Below are 21,489 nucleotides of genomic sequence, written 5' to 3' on the forward strand. Positions count from 1 at the left end.
TTCCTGCCGGATCCGCCAATGCTGCCGCTAGTCGCCCTCGTGGGCCGTCCCAACGTCGGCAAATCGACGCTGTTCAATGCGCTCACCCGCACCCGTGACGCGCTCGTCCATGACCAGCCCGGAGTCACCCGGGACCGGAACTACGGGCTGTGTCGCCCCGAAGGCCAGCGCGAATTCGCGGTGGTTGATACCGGCGGCATTGGCGGGGAGGACGAAGGCATTGCCGGCGCGACAACGCGCCAGGCCCGTGCCGCTGCTGCCGAGGCCGACCTGGTCCTTTTCATCGTGGACGGCCGCCAGGGTGCCTCACGCCTGGATGACGACATCCTCGCCTGGCTGCGTAAGACCGCGCGTCCGACCTATCTGGTGGTCAACAAGACCGACGGCCTGGAAACCCACGCCGCACTGAGCGAGTTCGCCCACTACGGGTTTACCGATGTCATCGGCATTTCCTCTGCCCACCGCCAGGGCATCGATGACCTGATCGATGTGATCCTGGAGCGATTGCCGGAGCTGGGCGATTCGGCCCAGTTGGACAACGACCCTTCGCGGATCAAGGTGGCCTTTATCGGCCGTCCCAACGTCGGCAAGTCGACTCTCGTCAATCGGCTGCTGGGCGAGGAGCGGATGATCGCCTCCGATGTTGCCGGCACCACCCGTGATTCCGTCGCGGTGGATATGGAGCGCGACGGACGTCTGTACCGACTGGTCGACACCGCCGGTCTGCGCCGCAAGTCCCGCGTGGACGAGGTGGTGGAGAAGTTCTCCATCATCAAGACCCTGCATGCGATCGAGCAGTGCCAGGTGGCCGTGGTCATGCTGGACGCCAACGAGGGCGTGACCGACCAGGACGCCAGCGTGCTGGGCTACGCGCTGGACGCCGGGCGCGCGCTGGTGATCGCGGTCAACAAGTGGGACGGGCTGAGCGAATACCAGCGCCAGCAGAACGAATCGCTGTTGGCCCGCAAATTGACCTTCGTTGATTGGGCCGAGCGGGTTCGCATCAGCGCGACGCACGGCTCCGGGCTGCGCGAATTATTCGCTGCCGTGCATCGTGCGCATGCCTCGGCGACCCGCGAGTTCAGCACCAGCGAAGTGACCCAGGCGATGGAAGCGGCGTATGAGGCCAATCCACCACCGGTCATCCGCGGTCATGTCGCCAAGCTCCGCTACGCCCATCCTGCGTCGAGCAACCCGCCGACGTTCGTGATCCACGGTACGCGACTGAAGACGCTGTCCGACAGCTACAAGCGCTATCTGGAGAACTTCTTCCGCAAGCGTTTCAAGCTGATCGGAACGCCGGTGCGCTTTGTCTTCAAGGACAGCGTCAACCCGTACGAAGGCAAGAAAAACGTACTCAGCGAGAAGCAGGTCGCCAAGCGCCGCCGCCTGATCCGTCACGTAAAGCGCGGCTGACCTGCGTAAAAAAAGATCCCCTCGCAAGGAGGGGATCGGATTGACGCGAGTATCGGATCCGGTTTCAGCTGGGCCGCTCGTCCCGGAGCTCCCGGCGCAGGATCTTGCCCACGTTTGACTTGGGGAGTTCACTGCGGAACTCGACCACCTTCGGACGTTTGTAGCCCGTCAGGTTCTCCCGCGCGAACGCGCTCACCTGCTCGGCGGTCAATGACGGGTCCTTTTTCACCACCACCACCTTGACCACTTCGCCGGAGTGCTCATCGTCCATGCCGATGGCCGCAACCTCCAGCACGCCGGGCATCATGGCGATGACGTCCTCGACCTCGTTGGGGTACACGTTGAAGCCGGAGACCAGGATCATGTCCTTCTTCCGGTCCACAACGTAGAAGAACCCGTTCGCGTCCATCCGGGCGATGTCGCCCGTGTGCAGCCAGCCGTCGGCATCCATGACATCGGCGGTTTCCCTGGGCAGCTGCCAGTAACCCTTCATCACCTGAGGCCCCTTCAGGCACAGCTCGCCGACCTCGCCGACGGGAAGCATGTTGCCGTCCTCATCCTTGATGCAGGCATCCGTGGACGGGATGGGCAGGCCGATGGCGCCGTTGTACTCGGCCAGGTCCATCGGGTTGATGCAGGCGGCGGGTGCGGTTTCAGTGAGGCCGTACGCCTCGATCAATGTGCAGCCGGTGGTCTTCTTCCAACGCTCGGCGACAGACCGCTGGACCGCCATGCCGCCGCCCAGGGTCAGTCGAAGCTTGGAAAAATCCACCTCATCGAAACCGGGCGTGTTCAGCAGGCCGTTGAACAGCGTGTTGACGCCGGTGATGGCCGTGAACGGGACCTTCTTGAGTTCCTTGACGAAGCCGGGCATGTCCCGGGGGTTGGTGATCATGTAGTTCAGTCCTCCGAACTTCATGAACACCAGTCCGTTCGCCGTCAACGCGAAGATATGGTAGAGCGGCAGCGCAGTGATGATGATTTCCTGACCCAGCGTGACGTTGGTACCGACCCACGCCGAGGCCTGCTGCATGTTGGCGACCATGTTGCGGTGGGTCAGCATCGCGCCCTTCGCCACGCCGGTGGTCCCGCCGGTGTACTGCAGGAAGGCAATGTCCTCCGGACCGACATCGATTTCAGGCAATGCATGCCTGGCGCCTTCCTTGAGCGTCGCGTTGAAGCGCACAGCGCCGTGGATACGGTATTCCGGCACCATCTTCCTGATGTACTTCAGCACGAAGTTCATCACCGAGCCCTTCAGCCCCAGCATGTCGCCCAGACCGGTGGTGATGACGTGCTGCACCTTGGTATCGGCGAGCACCTCCGCGGCGGTGTCGCCAAAATTGTCGAGCACCAGCAGCACCTTCGCGCCGGAGTCGACCAGCTGGTGGCGCAGCTCGCGGGCGGTGTACATCGGATTGGTGTTGACCACCGTAAGGCCTGCGCGGAGCACGCCGAAGGTGGCGACCGGATACTGCAGGCAGTTGGGCATCATGATTGCAACGCGATCGCCCTTGCGCAGCTTCAGCGTGCCGAGCAGGTAGGCCGCGAACTGTGCACTGAGGGTGTCGATCTCCGCGTAGGTCAGTGACTTGCCGAAGTTCGCAAACGCAGGACGGTCGCGGAAACTGGCGATCGCAGCCTCCATGACGGCGACGATCGAGGTGTACTCGTCAGGATCGATCTGGGCGGGCACGCCCGCCGGGTAATGGTCGAGCCATGGACGTTCAACACTCATCGCGATCCCCTTGATAACTGTGGTGCGTGCGCGACCGGTGGATCGGATCCGCGACGGCGCATGGTTCCAAAGATTTGAGCATAGGCCCCGATGGGTGGCAAGACGGCTGCAACCCCTTTCCGGTCAGGGCTCGACAGCGTCGCGAGCGATGGCATCGCCCCGCGCAGCTTTGGCGACGATGCTGGTAGCCGCGAGATCAGCGGTGACGTTGCCCAGTGTCGCGAAGACATCCGGGATCGTGTCCACTGCCAGCAACAGTCCCAACGGTGCCACCGGCAGTCCCATCGCCTGGGCGACCGGAAGGTTGGTGGCCATATAGCTGACCTGTCCTGGCAGCCCGACGGAGCCCAGGCTGATCACCACCGCCAAGGCGCAACCGGCGGCCAACTGGGCAACGCCCAGGTCGATGCCGTAGGCCCAGGCGATGAAGGCCGCAGCGCTGAGGTACTGCACAGGACTGGTGATCCGGAACAATGTCACCGCCATGGGCAGGACCAGTCCGGAAATCTGCCGCGGGTAGCGCAGTCGGTCGTTGGCGACCTCCAGCATGGCCGGCAGCGAAGCCAAGGACGACTGGGTGCTCGCCGCGACCACCTGGGCGGGGGCAATGGCGGCGGCAAACCGCCGGATCGACTCTCCGCCCCACACAACCGCCACCAGCACCATGGCCACGGTCACGGTCAGATAGAGCAGGCATTGAAGCGCGATGTAGATGCCCAGTGCGCTGAGCATGCTCAGTCCGGCTCGAGCGGTAACGGCCAGGATGAGCGCGAAGACGCCAACCGGCGCCGCCCAGAGCACCCAACGCACGATCATGATCATGGCGTCGGCCAGTGCCTGGAAAAACTCGACCATCAGCGCGCGCCGCGGCGCTTCGATCCTCGTCAGCGCAAATCCGAAGAACAGCGCGAAGACGACCAGCGGAAGCATCGCGCCACTCGCAGCGGCCTCCACGGCGTTGCTGGGGACGATGCCGGTCACCCATTGCGACCAGCCGGCCGGAGCGGGCAGGGCGGCGGTCTCGCTCGCGCCTCCGCCCAGCGCGACCGCAAGGCCCGGATCGTGCGGAAGCAGTGACAGCAGCGCCGGTGCGGCGATGGCAGTGAACACCGCGGCCAGCGCGAGCAATGCGATGAATACCAGTATCGCATTGCGCGCGATCCGCCCCGACGCGGCGGCATCGGCCGCGGTACTGACGCCGACCACGACCAGCGCAAGCACCAGCGGCACCACGGTCATCTGCAGTGCGTTCAACCACAGCCGGCCGAAAGGATGCACAACGTCGGCGACGCGCGTCGCGATTGCCGGGTCGATCCAGGCCAGGCCAAGGCCGACCAGTGCGCCCAGGGCGAGGGCAAGCAGTACGCGGGAAGTGCCGGTCACAGCCCCCTGCTCCGCGCGGCGAGGGTGCCCACCTCAATGACAGATGCGCAGGAACAGTGGTGAAACACGGCAGGTCGTTGCATGGACGGGCTCGCGACAGGCGGCGGCGATCGAGGAGCGCGGCCGGCGTGGGATGGGAAGAGAACAGGATCTACGGCTGCGATCAAGGTTCGAGCATCGGTTGCAGGCGTTCAAGGTTCTCACGCAACTGCCGATCGCGTCCGCTTTCGCAAAGCCGGACGAACACCCGGTCCATCAGGTGCTGTGCTGCAGCCTGGTAAAGCAATGGCTGGATATGCACCTGATCATCGTGGGCCGATACCAGCAGGGCGATATCGGCATAGGCGCGCAGCGGGTTGGAAGTGTGGCGGGTGACGGATACGACGCTGCCGCCACGCTCCTGAAAGCTGCGGGCGATGTAGCACAGCGGGGGCGGCTTTCCGTGTTCGGAGAAGACCATCAACACGTCGCCCTCACAGGCAGCGCTGACGCTGGCCGCCATATGGGCGGGATCGAAGTTGTGCACGGTCAGGATGCCCAGCAACGAGAGCCGCAGGGCGAGCGCGCGGGCGCGGATGTCGTCATCGCCCAGGCCGATCAGGAACACCTTGCCGCCCTCACCGGCGCGGGTAATGGCTGCCGCGACGGCTGCAATGGTGCCGGGCGGATTGATCGACCGCGTTTCCTCCTCGGCCGCCGATTTGCGTCGCCACAACTCGGCCGCCATGGCATCGGCGGGATGCTCCGGCGCACTGGTAGCCGGCTCCTCATCGCCGTTGTCGGCGCGCGCGATGTCCTCGCCCACGGAATACTTGAGGTCGGGGTAACCCTTGAAGCCGAGCTTCTGGCAGAACTTCACCACGCTGGACTGACTGACGCCCAGTGCGTTGGCGAGCTGCTGCGAAGAGTAGTCGCGCAGCAGGTTGGCGTTGTCGAGCACGAAGTCGGCAATGCGGCGCTCGATCGCCGACATCTGGTCTCGCCGCGAGCGGATGGTCAGCAGGGCCGACATTTCAGGCGGCTGCGTTGCAGTTGCTGATCGGCTCCAGACCGCGGATCTCACGGATGCCCAGCCCGGGTGCATCCGTGATCGATATCTCCGACTCGTTGAAGATCACTCCGCCTTCCACCGGGTTGTAGGCACACAGCGAAGGGCCGTCCAGGTCGACCTTGGTGATCACGTCGGACTTGGCCACCGCCAGGTGGACGGCGGCGGCAACGCTGATGCTGGTCTCCAGCATGCAGCCGATCATGCACTCGACCTGGTGCATCGCGGCGATATCGGCGATACGCACCGCGTTGGAAATGCCGCCGGTCTTCATCAGCTTGATGTTGATGATGTCGGCGGCGCGCATGTGGATGAGCTTGATCACCTCCATCGGGCCGAACACGCTTTCATCGGCCATGATCGGGGTATGCACGCGCTCGGTCACGTAGCGCATGCCTTCCAGGTCGCGCGCGCGGACCGGCTGCTCCACCAGTTCCAGCCGGACGCCGGCATCCTCCAGGCCGCGGATGGCGTACACCGCCTCCTTGGCACTCCAGCCCTGGTTTGCATCCAGGCGCAGCAGGGCCCGGTTTTCCACCGCCGCGTAGATGGCCTTGACCCGCTCAATGTCGACGCCGATGTCCTTGCCGACCTTGATTTTCAGCGAGTCAAAACCCCGGTCGACCGCGCTGATCGAGTCGGCGACCATCTTGTCGATGGTGTCCACGCTGATGGTGATGTCGGTGGTGACGAGTGGATCGCCGCCGCCGAGCATTTTGTACAGCGGCGCACCATAGAGCTGCCCGAACAGGTCGTAGATGGCGATCTCGACGGCGGCCTTGGCGCTGGAATTCTTCTCCATCGCGGTCTGGATCAAGCGGGTGATGCGGTTGAGGTCGGCGATCTCCTCACCGATCAGCCGCGGCGAGATGTAGTGGCGGATCGCGTCGACGATGGAGCCGTGCGTGTCGCCGGTAATCACCGCCGTCGCGGGCGCCTCGCCGTAGCCGATGTTGCCGCTGTCGGTGTGGACCATGACGACGATGTCCTCGACCTGCTGGACCGTCCGCAGGGCGGTCTTGAACGGGGTTTTCAGCGGCACGCGGAGCATGCCGAATTCAATTCGGGTGATCTTCATTTATCGCAGGTCCGGTTGCAGTGTGCGTCGTAGGGTCAGTGGCTCGGCAGGCGCAGCGCGCCGTGCGGGCGCACGATGCTGGTCATGCGATCGATGTAGCTCTCGGTCTCGCTGAACATCATCGGTTCCAGCGGCGTCACCACCACCCCGTTGAGCGCCATCGAGACCAGCTCGCCATCGTCGCCGCTGTAGCGGCCGCCGTGGGTGTCGTGGATGAGGTAGGTCATGCCGCCGTGGTGGCCGATCACCATCATCACGTGGCCGGGAATGTAGACCAGGTCGCCCACCTGCAACTGGGCAACCGCGGCCTTGCGCTTGGCGGCGTCGTCGTTGCGCTCGAAGGTGATGTGCTCCAGCGCCGGGCTCACCGCCTGCGCGCTGGTGTTGCGGGGAAGCTCGACGCCCATGCTGCGGTAGATCTCCGAGACGAAACCGCTGCAGTCGCGGGTGCCGTACGCGTGTCCCCAGCCATAGCGCTCGCCGAGGAACTTGAACCCCTGGTCGACGAGGTTTGCCGGAGTCAGCGCCAGGTAATCCGCGGCGCTGTCGGCGCGACGCGGCAGCAGCGCCGGCGCCATCCCCAGGCTCCCGTCCTCGTTGCGCACCGGCATTTGCAGCACGTAGGCGGCGTAGGGGTGCTGGCCGTTGACGGGCTTGTTGGGCGGAACGTCCGCCAGCGGCAGACGAATGCCCATGTCGAGCTGCAACTGCGACACGCGCGGCTCCTCGCGGGTAAACACGGTGCGCTCCACGCCGCCGGTGATGATCCGGTAGGGCGACTCGGTGGTGTAACCCAGCACCTTCGCGCGGCTGCCTTCGGCGACGTGGTGCTTGTCCACCCACGCGGCGTATCGCGGACTGATCACGAACAACCACTCGCCATCAGCGCTTTCGTGCGCAATCACAACCGGCGTCCCGGGGAACAGCGCGCTCTCCTGCAACCGGTCGATGTCGGTATCGCCGCGACTGCTGAAGATGCGCATCGTGGTCGGCAGGCCACGCATGTCGGTGCGGTGCACGACCAGTCCGTAGCGGGTCGCCTGATCGGCGGGGACGGCTTGCACGGCGGTGTTGGCGAACATAGCGTCGATCGCTTCCACGGCGACTTCGTCTCCCTCCACATCCCAGCGCGGCGTCGTGGGACGCGACGACGCGTCGTCCAGCCATTTGCGGACCTGATTGCCGTCAAGGCGGGCAGGCAGTTTGTCGAGGTCATGCATTGAGCCATCGAGCTCGAACAGGCGACGGTTCTGCGCGTCGATGGCCGGGGTATCCAGCAGAACCCGGTCGGGCGCGGCCATCGCCGATGTCCAATAGTCCGGCGATAGCATCGCCTCGTCGATGATTCCGACCACGCCGTGCGCAGGGACAGGCGCCGCTGTAGCCACGGGGGCCACGATGGTCGCGGGAGGCAGCGCGTGCAGAGGCTGGGAGATCCCGCCGGCCAGCAACAGGCCCACGGCAAGTAGAGTGATGCGCATCGTTGTTCTCGGTTCTGGGGCGCGTGGCACGGCGCGCGCGAAGTTTGCCGTCACTGCGGAATACGTGATTCTTATATCATGCTATCGCGGAATATATTATTGCTTCCCGTCGCGCGGCATGCTAAACATCGCCTTGAATCATCGGCTTGAGGCAGGCACTGATGCACGGGGTCACAAACGCGATCGCTACTGACAGCCTGGGGCAACCGGGCCGTTCCACCAGGAACGGCGTTGGTTGGCCCGGAGTGCGGCGGTGACCACGATGATTGCCCACGGCATCGTGCTCGCGATCGCCATGGCGATGAGCGCGGATACCGCGAGCCAGGGACCGCAGCCGGCCGCGCAGACCGGCCCCGAGATTGCGTCTGCGGCGACCCAGGCCCGTAGCGGCGAGCTCGATGCAATCGTGCAAATGGTGGACGCGGGGTACTTCAAAAAAGCCGAGTCTGCAATCACTTCCGCCCTTGAGCGGGCGGCAGGAGCCAATCCAGCACGTGAGGCGCTCCTGTTCGAACGTGAGCGCATGCGCCGGATACTGATGGATTTCAGTCTTGAGGAATCCGAGGCGCTTGCGCAGTTGAGGCAACAGGTGCCAGATCTCCGCCAGGCGGAGTTCGATGAGTGGGCGGATGCCGGACTGATCGAGCATCGCGTGATCGATGGGCGGAAGCTGTATTTCAACCGCTCGATTTCCAACCTGTTCCGCCTCAGCCCCGAAGCCGCCGAACGACGAGCGGACCCGAAGCCGTTCCGCGACGGTCCGATGGAATCGTTTAATGCGCACCACATTGCGATCGCCGAGGCAGCGATGTCCAGTGGCAAAAGCAGCGTGTTGCCCCAGCAGGTCCGTGTCACCCAGACGCTTACGGTCAACGCCGACGCGGTCCCGGCCGGTGAAGCGGTACAGGCCTGGATTCCATTTCCCAGGGAGATCCCCGGCCAGCAGGAAGACATCCGGCTTCTGGACAGCGAGCCCGCAAAAGCCGATATGGCACCGGCGTCCGTCGCCCAGCGCACGGTTCATATGGAAAAGCCGGCGCGCGCCGGGCAGCCCACGACGTTCAGCGTCCAATATGAGATGACTGTCTACGCGCGCTACCACGACATCGACGGTGAGCGTGTACTACCGACGCCGAACGACCCGGCGCTGGCCGAGAGCCTTGCCGAGCGACCACCCCACGTCGTCTTCACCCCGGCCTTGCGTGCATTTTCGCGGGATGTGGTGGGCAATGAAACCAACCCGTACCGCATCACGCAGAAGCTGTTCGCCGCCGTCGACCGCATTCCGTGGGCGGGCGCGCGCGAATATTCGACAATCTCGAATATCAGCGAACACGCGTTGCGTACGGGCTTCGCCGATTGCGGACAGCAGACCCTGCTTTTGATCACTTTGCTCCGGCTAAATGGAATCCCGGCGCGCTGGCAATCCGGGATGGTCTACTCCGACTCGCAGGTGGGTGGCGCCGATCGTGCCGGCTATTGGAACCTCCACGACTGGGGGCAGGTGTATCTGGCGCCTTATGGCTGGGTTCCGATGGACGTGACAACAGGGAGGATGCCCGGCGCGATAGACGGGCAGGGCAGGAGCCTGGAGTGGTTCTATCTGGGGGGGCTGGACGCCTACCGGATTGCTTTCAATGGCGACTTCAGCACGCCATTCGAGCCAGCCAAGCGTCATTTCCGGTCCGAGACGGTGGACTCGCAACGCGGCGAGGTCGAATGGAGCGGTGGAAATCTGTACTTCGATCAATGGACCTATGACTTCAATACGGAGGTCCTGCTGCCTTAGGGGGTGACTGCAGGACCTGAGTTTTCACAAACCTTTCGGGAGAGGGGAAATGCGACACACACGATTGCGCAAGAGCGTACTGAGCCTGGCCACGGGCATGTGCCTGGCAGCCATGGTGCCCACGGTAGCCATGGCGCAGAGCGTCACAGGTGCCGTGGCGGGTCGCGCGGAAGCGGGCACGCAGGTAACCATCACCAGCACCACAACGGGGGTGTCGCGCTCCGCCCAAGCGGCGGGAGACGGCAGTTACAGGATCGGTCAATTGCCTCCGGGCGATTACATTCTTACCTCCGGATCGGGAGCGCCAGTTTCTGTCAGCGTTTCGCTGGGAGGTACGACTACCGTCAACTTGACGAGTGGCGGCACCGTAAACATGGCTGCCGTGCAGGTGGTTGGTTCGCGAGTGGTCAATCGCGTGGACGTCCGTTCCACCGAGTCCTCGACCAACGTTACCCGCGAGCAGTTGGCCAAATTGCCGGTGGATCAGAGTCTGGCTTCCGTTGCGCTGCTGGCGCCGGGCGTGGTCGACTCGGGCGCGAGCTTCGGCGGTCTTTCGTTCGGCGGCTCCTCGGTGGCGGAGAACGTCGCCTACATCAATGGCTTGAACGTCACCGACCCCTATCGTCGCCAGGGGTTCTCATCTGTGCCCTTCGCGTTCTACGAGGAGTTCCAGATCAAAACCGGCGGCTATTCGGCGGAGTTTGGCCGCAGCACCGGTGGCGTCATCAACGCCGTGACCCGTTCAGGCGGCAACGAGTTCCATGCCGGCGCAGAAGTGACGATGGAACCGGCGGCCTTCTCTTCCTCCAGAAAGGACCGCTTCCACCGGGACGGCAGCATTGTTGAGCAGGACCGCATGAGCCGGGATGACTCGTCGTTCACCAAGGCCAACGTCTGGGCGTCCGGTGCCATCGTGCAGGACAAGCTGTTTTTCTTCGGCATTTACGAGAAGCGCGACAGCAACCCCCGGGATATCGATACGATCGAGGCTTGGTACACGGAGAGCAACAACGACTTCTGGGGTGCCAAGCTCGACTGGCAGATCAATGACAATCACCTGCTGGAACTGCTCGCTTTTTCGGACAAATCCGAGTCAGACACTCTCAGCTACAAGTATGACTGGGATACCGCCACGCGCGGCGCTGCCCAGGGTGGAAGCTCGGTCGGCTCAGGCGGTGACAACTGGTCGCTGACGTATACCGGCAGCTTCACCCAGAACTTCGTCGCCAAGGCGATGTACGGCGTGAACGAGCGAAGCTCTTCCTCTTACAGTCAGTGGGACCCCTACTGCAGCATTCTGGATCGCGACGGCACCTACAACTCGATTTTCGGCCCGGCAACCAGGCGCGAAGGCTGTGCCCCGAGTAAGAACAGCGTCAGCAACCGGGACGACAAGCGCGAGGCCGCGCGCCTCGACTTCGAATGGACGCTGGGCGACCATCTGGTGCGCTTCGGCGCCGACCAGGAAATCATGGACTCCACGAGTTCATCCGTTTTCCCCGGTGACGGAATGCGCTACAGGCTGATGGGGGCCGCACCTGACCCGGATATTTCCAATCCCCCCAACAACGGGGTTCTTCCGAACGGCACACCAATCCCGCTGGACGTGCATGCCTACCTCGACGGGCGTTACAAGGTCACCGGCGCCCCGGTCAGCACCAAGGCGCAGGCGATCTACATCGAGGACAACTGGAGTGTTACCCCGAACCTGCTGCTGAACCTCGGTCTGCGCGCCGATAAATTCGAAAACACACTCGCTTCGGGCGTGACCTTCGCCAAGGCTGACTTCGGCGACATGATCTCGCCGCGCTTGGGTTTCAGTTGGGACATGAAGGGCGATGGCAGAACCAAGGTGTTCGGCAACGCGGGTCGTTACTACATTCCGCTGACCAACAAGCTCACCGACTACTTCGGCGGAGGCACCACCGACGAGCACACGTATTACGTGTTGGACGGCTGGGAAGAGCGGATCGATCCAATTCTCGGTACCACCTACCTGTATCCGATCATTGGCCAGCAACTTGGTCCGGTCAACACGGAAGGCAACGCCCCCGCACCTGATGATGTCCGCACCGCTGTGGCTCGCGATCTGAAGCAGGTCTACCAGGATGAGTTCATCCTCGGCTTCCAGCAGGCGCTCAACAACACCTGGTCGTACGGCGTCAACGCCACCTATCGCGAGATGACCCGTGCGGTGGAAGACGTAAGCATCCGCCATGTGGAAGGTTGCCCCTGGTACTCCGGCGACTGGCCCATCCTCAACCCGGGTGAAAGCAATACGCTGTGGTGCCCGGACACTCAGGATTGGGTGTCGTTCGATAGCTCCAAAGACGGCTACATCACGTCCGGCAGCAACATCGTGATGGGCTACAAAAAGCCCAAGCGCACCTACAAGGCTGTCGAATTCCAGTTGGACCGCGCATGGGATGACAAGTGGGCACTGAACGTCAGCTACCTCTGGTCCAAGTCCGACGGCAATATCGAAGGCCCGGTGAACTCGGATACCGGCTACAACGACACAAGTCTGGTGCAGCACTACGACCATCCGGCCGTGAACGAACGTTTCGGTCCCACGTTCAACGACCACCGCCACCAGATCAAGGCGCGCGGCAGTTTCAAGTTCAACGACATGTGGAGCGTTGGTGCCACGGTGTCTGCGCGCTCGGGCGGTCCGATCACGGCGTTTGGCGTGCGTTGGCCCGATGACAACCGCAGCGCCGGCGGTCCGAGCGAGTACAGCGGTGGCGGATCTGGCTGGTTGTGCAATTCCGGCTGCGACGATTACACGACGCGGGACATGACCTACTCGCCGCGTGGCGCTTTCGGTCGGATGCCGTGGGTGAAGGATGTGGGCCTCAGCGTGACCTGGACGCTCCCGGTCGAGCACATCGACCTGAAGGCTCGCCTGTCCATCTACAACCTGCTCAACAGCCAGACCATGGTCAACGTGCATTCCCGTTACGAGAGCACCCCCGGCAACAAGATGCCGTACTTCGGGGAAGCCACGAACTGGCAGTCGCCGCGTTATGCACAGCTGGTGGTTACCTACGCCTTCTGATGCACGCTTGGCTGTCTTGATATTGGCCAGGGCGTCCCGGAGATCATCCGGGGCGCCCCGGGGTCCGACAAGGAGTTGCAAAGTTGGTGGCTAATCACGTTTACACCGCGGCCGCATTAGCGGCCGCACTCGTTCTGGCCCAGGAGAACGCCCAGGCATCGCCGCAGGCTGCGCTGCCATCCGCTGAGGTCACTACTGCGGTCGACGACGTGGTCGCCCGGTACGAGTTGCCGGGCATCTCCGTAGGCGTCGTCGTTGACGGCAAGGTCCGGCAGTGGGAAGTACGCGGCGAGACGGCTGCGGGAAGTGGCGAGCGCGTGGGCCGCGATACGCTGTTCAAGGTTGCGTCAAACACCAAGGCGATGACAGCGGCTTTGCTCGCGCGCCAGGTCGATGCCGGCCTGCTGGCCTGGGACGACCCGGTGGTGAAGCACCTGCCCGGGTTCCGGATGTACGAGGACTGGGTTACCAGGGAAATGCAGGTGCGCGACCTGTTGATCCACAACAGCGGCATGGGGCCGGGCGCCGGCGACCTGATGCTGTGGCCCGAGCCCAACCATTTCACCCGCGACGACGTGATTGCAGGGCTGGAATACCTCAAGCCGCGCTGGAGCTTCCGCTCCCGCTACGCCTACGACAACACGCTCTACATCGTCGCCGGCGAAGTCGCCGCCGCCGTGGGTGGAGTTCCGTATGACGTGCTGTTGCGGCGCGAAGTCTTCGAGCCGCTGGGAATGGACGGCTGCCGGATCGGCGAGTGGCGGATCTCGGAGGCGGGCAGCGTAGCCTCGCCACACGTAAAGCGCCAGGGGCAGTGGATAGCGAGGCAGGACGGCGAAGTCGTGGCGGACATGCCGATGGCGGCGGCTGGCGGGGTGCGTTGCAGTCTGGACAGCATGCTGCGGTGGACGCAGACGTGGCTGGCCGAAGAGGGCGATACACCGCATTCCGGGTGGCTTTCAAAGAAGCAGCGCGAGGCAGTCTGGACGCCTCACATGCCGATGCCGCTCACATCGCGCATGCGCGAATGGAACAAGAGCCACTTCTACGCTTATAGCTACGGCTGGCGCCTGAGCGACGTGGACGGCACTGCCAAGGTGGCCCACACCGGCACGCTTTCGGGCATGTATTCCGCGGTGACCCTGCTGCCGGAGTTGGGCACGGGCTTCGTGATCCTGATCAACGGTGAGGCGGGAGAGGCGCGCACGGTGCTGGAACAGGTCCTGACCAAGCACTTCACTGCGCCTGGGCAAAACCGCACCGTCGCTTACTACGCGGAGGATCTGGCCCGCGAAAGGGCGGCTCCTGAATCGAGTGCCGCCAGACAATCGTCGGGAGCCCCGGTCGCAGATGCGAGAGCTTCTGCGCCTCGGTCTATCGCGTCTTCCAGCGAGCTGGCGTCCTGGCTCGGCGAGTACCGCGACCCCTGGTTTGGCGACGTCTCGATCTGCCCGTCAGACTCCGGAGCGCGATTCGAGTCGGCCAATTCACCGCGTCTTTCAGGACCGGTATTCAATGCAGCAGGGCGTTTCCTGGTCGATTTCGAGACCCTGGAGTCGGATGCGGATGCCTGGCTGGATTTTGCGAACGATTCGCCTGACGGAAAGAAGCAACTCACGATGGCGAAGGTCGATCCCGACGCGGACTTCAGCTACGACTATGAGGACCTGCATTTCCGGCGCACGGGTGAGTGTGCAAGTCGATGAGTTTTGCCGCCCCCAACCCGACCCGGACTGACCCCCTACGCTCAACCCGGAGACCCCGATGTTGCGAACTGACCCTGCCAGGAAGCCTCTGTCGTTTCCCCTGCTGGGAGGGTTCTTCATTGCCATCCTCCTCGGTGCCTGCGCGATGACCCCGGCTGGCGGCGAACTTTCGGCCGAAGCGGCAGACGAAGCAGATTCTGCGGTGGTGACAAAGAAGATCGACCAGCTGATGAACCGCTATGCCGGCAGCGGTCCGGGGGCGTCGCTGCTGGTTGTGCGCGCTGGCAAGCCGGCGATCCGTCGATCCTATGGGATGGCAGACGTCGAGAAAGCGGTGCCTGTCACGCCGGCGACGAATTTCCGGCTGGCCTCCGTCAGCAAGCAGTTCACCGCCGCGGCGATTCTTCTCCTGGTCGAGGATGGGCGCCTGACGCTGGAGGATCGGGTTGGCAAGTGGCTGCCGGAGCTGCCCGCCGCGACTGCGGCGATCACGATTCGCCACCTGCTGACTCATGTCTCCGGCCTGATCGACTACGAGGATGAAATGTCCGCCGAGCTGGACCGCCAGGTCCACGATGCCGACGTCCTGCAGATCCTGGCCGAGCTGGATCGGACCTACTTTCCGCCGGGTAGCGATTTCCGCTACAGCAACAGTGCATACGCGCTTCTGGCGCTGATCGTTGAGCGCATCTCCGGTGAGGAATACCCCGCGTTCCTGGAGAACAGGATTTTCCGACCTCTGGGAATGAGCACTACGCTGGCCTTCGTGGACGGCGGGCCGGGGGTCGAGAATCGCGCCTACGGCTACAGCCGGAAAGACGGCATCTGGGTGCGGACTGACCAAAGCCCGACCAGCGCAGTCCTGGGTGACGGCGGAATCTACTCATCCATCGACGACCTGGCCAAGTGGAACGCCGCGCTCGGCGACGACCGTTTGTTGTCTGACGAGTCACGCGACCTGGCGTTCACCGCGGCCGTGTCGACCAACGATCCGGGAGTCGACTACGGTCTTGGCTGGTACGTCGGCAAAGACCGGGTATGGCATTCGGGCGAGACGATCGGCTTCCGCAATGTACTCGTGCGATACCCGAAGCAGGGTCTGGCGGTGGTCATCCTGAGCAACCGCAACGACCCCGAACCGATGGCAACCGCCTTGGCCATCTCGGCCCTGTTTCAGCAATAGGCAATTGGAAGCACCCGCACGGCCGCTTTCGCCGGACGTACGGAAGTTGAGGCCATGAAAAAAGCGGCCACCTCGGCCGCTTTCTCCATCACACGGCCCGGCTGTGGCAGCCGGGCCGGCAAAAAGTGTGCGTCAGGCGGCCTTCTTGGCCAGGTCGCGCAACACGTAGTGCAGGATGCCACCATTGCGGTAGTACTCGACTTCCTTGGGCGTGAGCAACAACACGTCCACCTCGAAGCGCTTCTCGCTGCCGTCGGCCTTGGTCGCAAGCACCGTGGCGGTCTTGGACGCGCCGTCGTTCAAGCCGGTCACGCTGATCATCTCCGAGCCGTCCAGACCGTGCGCCACTGCGCTTTCACCCGCCTTGAACTGCAGCGGGAGCACGCCCATGCCGACCAGGTTGGAACGGTGGATGCGCTCGAAGCTTTCGGCGATGACTGCCTTGACACCCAGCAGGATCGTGCCCTTGGCCGCCCAGTCGCGCGACGAGCCGGTGCCGTATTCCTTGCCGGCAAACACCACCAGTGGCACGCCTTCGGCCTTGTACTTCATGGCCGCGTCGTAGATGTCCATCTGCGTGCCGTTGCCGTCCTTGTCGAAGTGCCTGGTGAAGCCGCCTTCCACGTTGTCCAGCATCTGATTGCGGATGCGGATGTTGGCGAATGTGCCGCGCACCATCACGTCGTCATTGCCGCGGCGTGAGCCGTAGCTGTTGAAGTCGGGTGGCTGCACGCCGCGCGACTCCAGGAACCGGCCCGCGGGCGAGTCCGCCTTGATGGCACCCGCCGGCGAGATGTGGTCGGTGGTGATCGAGTCACCGAACAGCCCCATGATCCGCGCACCGCGGATGTCGTCGATCGACGCAACCTCCATCGTCATGCCATCGAAGTAGGGCGGGTTCTTGATGTAGGTGGAGCCCTCGTCCCAGGCGAAGGATTCGCCGTCGGGCGACTCGATCTCGTTCCAGCGGGCATCGCCCTTGAACACGTCGGCGTAGTTCTGTGCAAACAACTCCGGCCCAACGGTGGCAGCGATCGTGTCGCTGATTTCCTTGTTCGTAGGCCAGATGTCACGCAGATAGACGTCGTTGCCGTCCTGGTCCTTGCCGAGCGAATCGTTGGCCAGATCGATGTCGATCGTGCCGGCGATGGCGTAGGCGACCACCAGCGGCGGGGAAGCGAGATAGTTCATCTTCACTTCGGCGTGGATGCGGCCCTCGAAGTTGCGGTTGCCCGACAGCACCGCCGCGACGGCCAGATCGTTCTCGGCGATGCCGCGCGAGACCTCTTCCGCCAACGGACCGGAGTTGCCGATGCAGGTCGTGCAGCCGTAGCCGACGATGTAGAAGTTGAGCTTCTCCAGGTCGGTCAGCAGCCCCGCTTTTTCGAGGTAGTCGGTTACCACGCGCGAGCCTGGGCCGATGGAGGTCTTCACCCAGGGTGCGGACTTCAGGCCCTTCGCGGCGGCCTTGCGGGCCACCAGGCCGGCACCGATCATCACCGCCGGATTGGAGGTGTTGGTGCAGGAGGTGATCGCCGCAATCACCAGCGAACCATCGGTCAGCTCGTGTTGTTCGTCGTGCAGGCTGATAGTGGAAATCGGCTTGGCGGCCAGTCGTTCGGCCTGCGGCTGCGCGCCTCCTTCTTCCTTCATTTCGATGACCGCGCAGCCGACGCCGCGGTTACTGGTGAAGCCCTTGACGTTGGTGCGGAAGTTTTCCTGCATGTCGCTCAGCAACACCCGGTCCTGCGGCCGTTTCGGGCCCGCGAGCGAGGGCTGAACCTGACTCATGTCCAGTGTCAGCGTCGCGGAATATTTGGCGTCGGGCTGGCCAGGCTCATGCCACATGCCCTGGGCCTTCGCATAAGCCTCCACCAGCGCGATCTGCTCTTCGCTGCGACCGGAAAGTCGCAGGTACTTCACCGCTTCAGCGTCCACCGGGAAGATGCCGCAGGTGGCGCCGTACTCGGGCGACATGTTGCCGATGGTGGCGCGATCCGCCAGTGGAAGGTGCTGCAGGCCCTCGCCGAAGAATTCGACGAACTTGCCGACCACGCCGTACTTGCGCAGCATCTCGGTCACGGTGAGCACCAGATCGGTGGCGGTCGCGCCCTCGGGCAACTGGCCGGTCAGCTTCATGCCAACCACCTGGGGAATGAGCATCGAAGAGGGCTGGCCGAGCATGGCGGCCTCCGCCTCGATGCCGCCCACGCCCCAGCCGAGCACGCCGATGCCGTTGATCATCGTGGTGTGGCTGTCGGTGCCGAAGACCGTGTCGGGATAGGCGAACAGCTTGCCGTCGATCTCGCGCTCCATCACTACGCGGGCGAGCTTTTCCAGGTTGACCTGATGGACGATGCCGGTGTTGGGCGGGACGACCTTGAAGTTCTCCAGCGCCTTCTGGCCCCAGCGCAGGAAGCCATAGCGCTCCTTGTTGCGCTCGAACTCGATCCGCCCGTTGATGTCCAGCGCGTCGGATCGACCGTAGACATCCACCTGTACCGAGTGGTCGATCACCAGCTCGGAAGGGATCTGCGGATTGATCTGGTTCGGCCTGCCGCCCAGCCGGGTGACCGCATCGCGCATCGCGGCGAAGTCGACCACGCATGGCACGCCGGTGAAGTCCTGCAGGACGACGCGGGCGGGCATGAAGGCGATCTCGCGCGCGGACTCGGCATTCGGATCCCAATTGGCCACCGCCTCGATGTGCTCGGTGCCAACCGTCATGCCGCCATCCTCGTGGCGCAACAGGTTCTCCAGCAGGACCTTCATCGAATAGGGGAGTCGGGCGATGTCGAACTTTTCGCCCAGCTTGCGGAGGCTGAAATAGTTGTATTGCTTGCCGTTGACCTCGAGGCGGTCGAGCGTTGAGAACGAGTCGGTCGTCATGGGGGAGCTCCTTGTTGCGGATGGCGTGCGGGACAGGGCTGGGGCGGCCCGTCTCCTTGCGATGTTGTTGGCAGCTGGTACGGGGGCAGTGGCGAACAGCGACAGATTGCGGGATCCACCCACGAGGGGATCCAGCTTACAAGGCCAGGCGTGTTGATCGCGTCATCACGTTTGTGAACGCGGCGCCGATTCCAATGGCGCTCAACTCTACTTGGACTGGACAGAGTATGCCTGAAAAAGTATGTATTATGAAGACATACCCCTATTTTGCGGACCTTATGGACGTTACCGTTGCAGAGCGCGGCCAGATCACTTTGCCCAAAGCGGTGCGTGACGCGCTGGGGTTGAGCAAGGGCACGCTGCTGAAAGTGGAACTCGAGGGCAGCCGCATCATCCTGAGCAAGAGCGTTGACGACGCCCTGTCGCGGGTTCGTGGCAAGTTCGAGCTGGACAGGGTCGAACCGGACGACAGCAAACCGGGCTCATCGCGCGACAGTGGACAGCGGCGATGATCGCGGTCGACGCGCCGGTCGTTGTTGAGCTTCTCAGCGATGGACCACAGGCCGATGCGGTCGAATCGTGTCTCCGCCAGGCGCTTGTCGCCGGTCGGGTCGTGATCTGCAGCGTAACGCTCGCGGAAATCTGTGCCTCGCTGCGCGGCGGGTCGCAGGTGCACGAGGCACTGGAAGAAATGGGCCTGCATTTCAGTCCGCTGGAGGCCAAGTCCGCGCTGCGTGCTGGTGAGATGCAACGCCGGCACCGCGAGCGCAGCGGCGCATCGGAACGATTGGCCAACTTCTTGGTGGGAGCCCATGCGCTGCTCCAGTGCGACGCGCTCATCACCTGGAACGACTCGTTCTATCGGGATTATTTCAAGGGTCTCAAGCTGATCGTCCCGCGCCCCTGATCGCGGATCCAGACTCGCCCCGCAGGGGTGCCTTGTGATCGTGGTTCAGCCGCCCAGATGCGCGTTCACTGCCGCAGCGAGATCGCGCCTGCGCAGAATGAAATCGAGGAATCCACCGCCCGACTGACGCCACAGCACCGCCGAGCGGATCGCCGACAGCAGCACGGCGCGCACCTCGGCGACCACCGCCGGCTGCCCGAGATAGTGCGGGTTGCCCTGCACCAGCACGCGCGGTCGCAGGTTGCTCAGCGTTTTCGAGTAAAGCCCGCCAAGCGCGGCGAGCACTTCGGGATGGGCGACGCCCAGCTCATCGGCCTTGTCCTTCTGCGCGAGGATGCCTTCCTGCACTTCGCTGACCATGTCCATGTCGGCGACGAAGCGGCGCTCCAGCTGGGTGACGGACAGGGCCAGACGCGGCAGCTGCGCGTCCTTTGTGGTCCCACCGAAGTAGTCCCGCAGCAACAACAGCCCCGGCCTCAACGCCGCCGCACCGCCATAGACATCGGCCACGGACGCGGCGTCGATCTGGAAGACCGAGCTGAGCATGGTTTCCAGCACCGAAGCCTCCGCCTGCCCGGTATCGGCAATGCGCCTTACCTGCGCCAGGGCCTGGGCGAGCCCGGCAAGAGCCAACACGCGGTCGGACATCGGGTTGAAGCGGGTGCTGGGCGATGGAATGGCGGTGGATCCAATGTCGGTCATTCGGCGGCGGTTCTCAGGCGTTGTTCGAGGGGAGCATCGGTGCGGGCGATCACCGCGCCGCCCAGGCATACGGACCCGTCATAGAGGACCAGCGATTGCCCGGGAGTGACTGCACGCTGGGGGTTGGCGAAGCGCACTTCAAGGCAGCCATCATCGCCGACGATGGCCTCGCAGGCCTCATCGGCCTGCCGGTAGCGCGTCTGCGCGGTGCACTGGAATCGATCTGCCGGTGGGTCGCCACCGATCCAGTGCGCCTGTTCGGACCATAACAGGCCGGATTTCAGCCATGGCGTATCACTGCCCTGTTCCACATAGAGCACGTTGTCCGCCACATCCTTGCCGACGACGTACCAGGGCTGGGAGCCAAAGCCGCGTACGCCGCCGATATTGAGTCCCTCGCGCTGTCCCAGGGTGAAATAGAACACACCCGGGTGGGTGCCTATAACCTGTCCGTCCGGTGTGCGCATCTCGCCGCTGCGGGCGGGAAGGTACTGGCCGAGGAAGCTGCGGAAATCGCGTTCACCGATGAAGCAGATCCCCGTGGAATCCTTCTTCGCAGCCGTCGGCAGTCCCGCATCCTGCGCCATCCGGCGAATGGCCGGCTTGTGCAGGCCCCCCAGCGGAAACTTCGTCGCCGCGAGCTGTTCCTGGCCCAACTGGTGGAGGAAGTAGGTCTGGTCCTTGTCGCGATCGACCCCCCGCAACAGGCGGTGCCTGCCGTGGTGGTAATCAACGCGGGCGTAGTGCCCCGTCGCCATGAATTCCGCACCCAGCTCGCGGGCTGAGTCCAGGAAGTGCTTGAACTTGATTTCCCGGTTGCACAGCACATCCGGATTCGGCGTACGGCCGGCCGCGTATTCGGCAAGGAAGTGAGCGAACACACCATCCCAGTACTCGCCGGAAAAATCACGGAAATGGATCGGGATGCCAAGCCGGCCGCAGACCGCCACCGCATCGCGTCGGTCCTCGTCGGCGCGGCAGTCGCCGCTGCCATCGTCCGCCCAGTTCTGCATGAACAGAGCGGCGATGGGCTCGCCTGCGTCCCGCAGCAACATCGCGGCGACCGAGGAGTCGACACCACCGGACATGCCGACAACCGTGCGCGGTCCGC

The 21,489-nt window shown here is 63.8% G+C and carries 15 protein-coding genes; 7 read left to right on the forward strand and 8 right to left on the reverse strand.

Annotation, left to right across the window (positions count from 1 at the left end; all coding sequences use genetic code 11):
• Positions 1-18: 18 nt before the first annotated feature.
• On the forward strand, positions 19-1,416 hold the full coding sequence (gene der / locus INQ43_RS06365; protein ID WP_194035628.1) for a ribosome biogenesis GTPase Der: 1,398 nt from the start codon (positions 19-21) through the stop codon (positions 1,414-1,416).
• A gap of 64 nt (positions 1,417-1,480) precedes the next feature.
• On the opposite strand, the gene INQ43_RS06370 is transcribed toward der, so the two are convergent.
• The 5 genes from INQ43_RS06370 to INQ43_RS06390 form a co-directional block, all read right to left on the reverse strand.
• Entirely contained in the window at positions 1,481-3,154 is a 1,674-nt protein-coding gene (locus INQ43_RS06370; protein ID WP_194037477.1) for a long-chain fatty acid--CoA ligase, read from the reverse strand.
• A 123-nt stretch (positions 3,155-3,277) separates the two neighbouring features.
• Positions 3,278-4,537: a dicarboxylate/amino acid:cation symporter gene (locus INQ43_RS06375; RefSeq protein ID WP_194037478.1), complete on the reverse strand. Its 1,260-nt coding sequence runs from the start codon at positions 4,535-4,537 to the stop codon at positions 3,278-3,280.
• A 163-nt stretch (positions 4,538-4,700) separates the two neighbouring features.
• Positions 4,701-5,549: a MurR/RpiR family transcriptional regulator gene (locus INQ43_RS06380; protein ID WP_194037479.1), complete on the reverse strand. Its 849-nt coding sequence runs from the start codon at positions 5,547-5,549 to the stop codon at positions 4,701-4,703.
• A gap of 1 nt (position 5,550) precedes the next feature.
• Entirely contained in the window at positions 5,551-6,663 is a 1,113-nt protein-coding gene (locus INQ43_RS06385; protein WP_194035632.1) for a dipeptide epimerase, read from the reverse strand.
• A 35-nt stretch (positions 6,664-6,698) separates the two neighbouring features.
• The gene (locus INQ43_RS06390; protein WP_194037480.1) at positions 6,699-8,144 is read right to left on the reverse strand and encodes an SH3 domain-containing protein; all 1,446 of its coding nucleotides are present in this window, start codon (positions 8,142-8,144) and stop codon (positions 6,699-6,701) included.
• A gap of 412 nt (positions 8,145-8,556) precedes the next feature.
• Between INQ43_RS06390 and INQ43_RS06395 the strand changes: the two genes are divergently transcribed.
• From INQ43_RS06395 to INQ43_RS06410, 4 genes are all read left to right on the forward strand, one after another.
• Positions 8,557-9,933, forward strand: a complete 1,377-nt coding sequence (locus INQ43_RS06395; RefSeq protein WP_228062674.1) for a transglutaminase-like domain-containing protein — start codon at positions 8,557-8,559, stop codon at positions 9,931-9,933.
• 64 nt (positions 9,934-9,997) lie between these two features.
• Positions 9,998-12,991 carry a TonB-dependent receptor gene (locus INQ43_RS06400; protein WP_228062646.1) on the forward strand — a complete coding sequence of 998 codons (2,994 nt, stop codon included), beginning with the start codon at positions 9,998-10,000 and terminating at the stop codon, positions 12,989-12,991.
• 86 nt (positions 12,992-13,077) lie between these two features.
• Positions 13,078-14,697: a serine hydrolase domain-containing protein gene (locus tag INQ43_RS06405; protein WP_228062647.1), complete on the forward strand. Its 1,620-nt coding sequence runs from the start codon at positions 13,078-13,080 to the stop codon at positions 14,695-14,697.
• Between the two features lie 58 nt (positions 14,698-14,755).
• Complete coding sequence (locus INQ43_RS06410; protein ID WP_228062648.1) at positions 14,756-15,880, forward strand: serine hydrolase domain-containing protein; 1,125 nt, start codon at positions 14,756-14,758, stop codon at positions 15,878-15,880.
• Between the two features lie 132 nt (positions 15,881-16,012).
• On the opposite strand, the gene acnA is transcribed toward INQ43_RS06410, so the two are convergent.
• Entirely contained in the window at positions 16,013-18,769 is a 2,757-nt protein-coding gene (gene acnA / locus INQ43_RS06415; RefSeq protein WP_194037482.1) for an aconitate hydratase AcnA, read from the reverse strand.
• A gap of 278 nt (positions 18,770-19,047) precedes the next feature.
• Here acnA and INQ43_RS06420 point away from each other — a divergent pair, with 278 nt between their 5' ends.
• On the forward strand, positions 19,048-19,281 hold the full coding sequence (locus INQ43_RS06420) for an AbrB/MazE/SpoVT family DNA-binding domain-containing protein (RefSeq protein ID WP_194037593.1): 234 nt from the start codon (positions 19,048-19,050) through the stop codon (positions 19,279-19,281).
• Positions 19,278-19,676 carry a type II toxin-antitoxin system VapC family toxin gene (locus INQ43_RS06425; protein ID WP_194035640.1) on the forward strand — a complete coding sequence of 133 codons (399 nt, stop codon included), beginning with the start codon at positions 19,278-19,280 and terminating at the stop codon, positions 19,674-19,676. Before INQ43_RS06420 ends, INQ43_RS06425 begins: the two co-directional genes overlap by 4 nt.
• A gap of 45 nt (positions 19,677-19,721) precedes the next feature.
• Here INQ43_RS06425 and hflD read toward each other — a convergent pair whose 3' ends face one another.
• Both hflD and mnmA read right to left on the reverse strand, forming a co-directional pair.
• Positions 19,722-20,324, reverse strand: coding sequence for a high frequency lysogenization protein HflD (hflD, locus tag INQ43_RS06430; protein ID WP_194035784.1), 603 nt, complete (start codon positions 20,322-20,324; stop codon positions 19,722-19,724).
• Between the two features lie 50 nt (positions 20,325-20,374).
• Entirely contained in the window at positions 20,375-21,466 is a 1,092-nt protein-coding gene (gene mnmA, locus INQ43_RS06435; RefSeq protein ID WP_194035908.1) for a tRNA 2-thiouridine(34) synthase MnmA, read from the reverse strand.
• Positions 21,467-21,489 lie beyond the last annotated feature (23 nt).

The sequence above is a fragment of the Lysobacter sp. H23M47 genome, assembly GCF_015209765.1.
In the GTDB taxonomy this organism is placed as follows: domain Bacteria; phylum Pseudomonadota; class Gammaproteobacteria; order Xanthomonadales; family Xanthomonadaceae; genus Novilysobacter; species Novilysobacter avium.